The 2,489-nt window shown below is 77.6% G+C and carries 1 protein-coding gene and 1 pseudogene; both read right to left on the minus strand.

Features of this window, described 5'->3' with window-relative positions; translation table 11 throughout:
• Positions 1-726 (minus strand): annotated as a pseudogene (locus tag VFZ20_RS14095) (ABC transporter ATP-binding protein); the annotation flags it as partial.
• The coding region (locus VFZ20_RS14100; RefSeq protein WP_329684537.1) for an ABC transporter ATP-binding protein at positions 719-2,489 on the minus strand (1,771 nt) is incomplete at its 5' end. The pseudogene VFZ20_RS14095 and the gene VFZ20_RS14100, both read right to left, overlap by 8 nt.

Below are 2,489 nucleotides of genomic sequence, written 5' to 3' on the forward strand. Positions count from 1 at the left end.
CCGCCCGCGCGCGGCCAGCACCCGCGCCCGAGACGCGCGCCACGCCGCGCGAAAGCGGCCCAGGACCTCGTCCCGCAGGCCAAAGACACGCAGCTCCATCCCCGCGGCGCGGTCCACCGTGAGCGCCTGCAGCCGCCGCGCGAGGCGGGCGTCCGCGGCGGAGGCGCCCTCCGCGCGGGCCAGCCAGCGCTGCTGCGCGGCCGCGGCCGGCAGCGCCGGCAGGGCGAAGGGCACCAGCAGCAGCAGCCACGGGCTCACGAGGGCCAGGGCCACGAGCGTGCCCAGCCCCGCCACGACGGTGTTGGCCGTGTAGACGAGCGCGTTGAGCGAGGTGCCCAGGATGCCCTGCTCCTGGCGCAGCAGCTCCAGCCGGTCCTGGTACTCCGGGCGCTCGTGGTGCTCCACGCCGGGGAGGCCGGAGACGAGCGTGGCGATCTCGCGGTCCAGCGCGAAGCCCACCTCCTCGGCCAGGCGGTTGCGGATCCACGCGCCCGTCCACGTCCCCGCGAACCACAGCACGCGCGTGGCCGCGATCCCCGCCGCGCCCAGGGCCAGCAGGCGCGGGTCGCGGCGCAGGGCCCCGTCCGCCAGCAGCCCCAGGAACCACGCGAAGAGGGGGATGCCCAGCCCGGCCGCCGGCTCCAGCAGCAGCCCGGCGGACCGCCACGGATCCGTGCGCCAGGCCGTGCGCACCAGCAGGGCGACGGCGCGCCCGCGCTCACCCATCCGCCACCTCCCCGTACGCGCCGACACCCGTCTCCGCGTCGGCGTCGGCATCGGAATCGGCATCGGCGCCGGCGGCGAAGCGGGCGGCCTGCAGCGCGTACATCTCCGCGTACCGTCCGCCGAGCGCCATCAGCGCCCCGTGGCTGCCGTCCTCCACCACACGGCCGCCGTGGACGACGACGATGCGCTCCGCGTGGCGCACGCTGGCCAGGCGGTGAGTGACGAGCACGGTCGTCACGCCGCGGGTGAGCTCCAGGAAGCGCTCGAAGAGCTCTGCCTCGGCCCGCACGTCCAGCGAAGCCGTGGGCTCGTCCAGCACCAGGAGCCCCGCGCCGCCCTGGACGGCCGCCAGGGCGCGCGCCAGGGCCACGCGCTGCCACTGCCCGCCGGACAGCTCGGCGCCGTCCGCGAACTCGCGCGAGAGCACCGTCTCCCATCCCCGCGGCAGCCGCTCCGGCAGCCGGCCGCCCCCCGCCTGGCGCAGCGCGCGGTCCAGCGCCGCGCCGTCGCCCAGCGAGGGGAGGTGGCCAAAGCCCACGTTCTCGCGCAGCGGGAGGGGGTAGCGGACAAAGTCCTGGAAGATGGCCGCCACGCGCCCCCGCGCCCGAAGCGGCGGCGCCCCGTCCAGGGTGACGCGCCCGCCGTCCGGCTCGTACAGCCCGCAGAGGAGCTTGATGAGCGTGCTCTTTCCCGCCCCGTTCTCGCCCACGATGGCCAGCGACTGCCCGGGCGGAACGTCCAGCGTCACCCCGTCCAGCGTGGGCCGCTCCCGCCCGCGGTAGGTGAAGCGCACGCCGTCCAGCCGCACGGCCGCGGGCCCCCGCGCTCCACCCGCCGCCCGCGCGGACGCGGCGGCCGGGATCACGGGCGGACTCACGGTCTGGATCGCGCTCCGCGGACCCCTCGGCGGCGGAGTGGCGGACGACGGAAGGACGGACGATGGGATGACCGACGACGGGAGGGCGGATGGCGGGATCGAAGCCTCCGCGCCGGGGCGGAGGCCGGCCACGCGCCCGGCCACGCCCAGCGCCTGGGCCAGGAGCCACGACCAGTCGCCGATGAGCCCCAGGTCGCAGGTGGCGATGGCGGCCTGGACAAAGACGAGCAGCGCGGCCCCGCCCAGCTCGCCGGCATACGCGGCCCGGGCCAGCGCCCCCAGGACGAGCGCGTGCGAGGCCGCCAGCGCGGCGACGGCGGCGGCCGTGAGGCCGCGGTGGGCGCGGCGGCTGCGCCACAGCACGCCCAGGGCCTCGCTCCACGCTTGGCCGTACTGCCCCACGAGCCACCCCCCCAGGCCGAACACGCGCAGCTCCTTGGCGGCGGGCGCCTCCAGCGCCAGCGAGCGCAGGTACTCCGCGCGGCGCATGCGCACGGCACCGTCGCTCAGGTTCACGCTCACGCCGTTCTCCGTGGCCCGGCGATCCACGACGTTGGTCAGGTGCCACGCCATGGCCAGGACCAGCGGCGCCCACCACGCGAACCCCAGCAGCACCCCGAACGCGCCCGCCCCCCGCAGCCGCGTGACGGCCACGCTGGCCAGCGCCGTGACGGTGGCGCGCAGCACGCCGCGCCGCTCCGCGTCCTGCACGGCCTCCACGCGGTCCGCGAACGCGGGGTCCTCCACCGCGGCCACCCCCGGCGTCTCCAGCGCCGCGCGGGCGACGGTGTAGTGCACCTCCAGGGTGAACGCGGCGTCCAGCGTGCGCGCCAGCTGCGCCAGCGCGGCGCGGACGACGGCGTGCGCCGCCAGCACCCCCAGCAGC

Source organism: Longimicrobium sp., from assembly GCF_036280135.1.
In the GTDB taxonomy this organism is placed as follows: Bacteria; Gemmatimonadota; Gemmatimonadetes; order Longimicrobiales; family Longimicrobiaceae; genus Longimicrobium.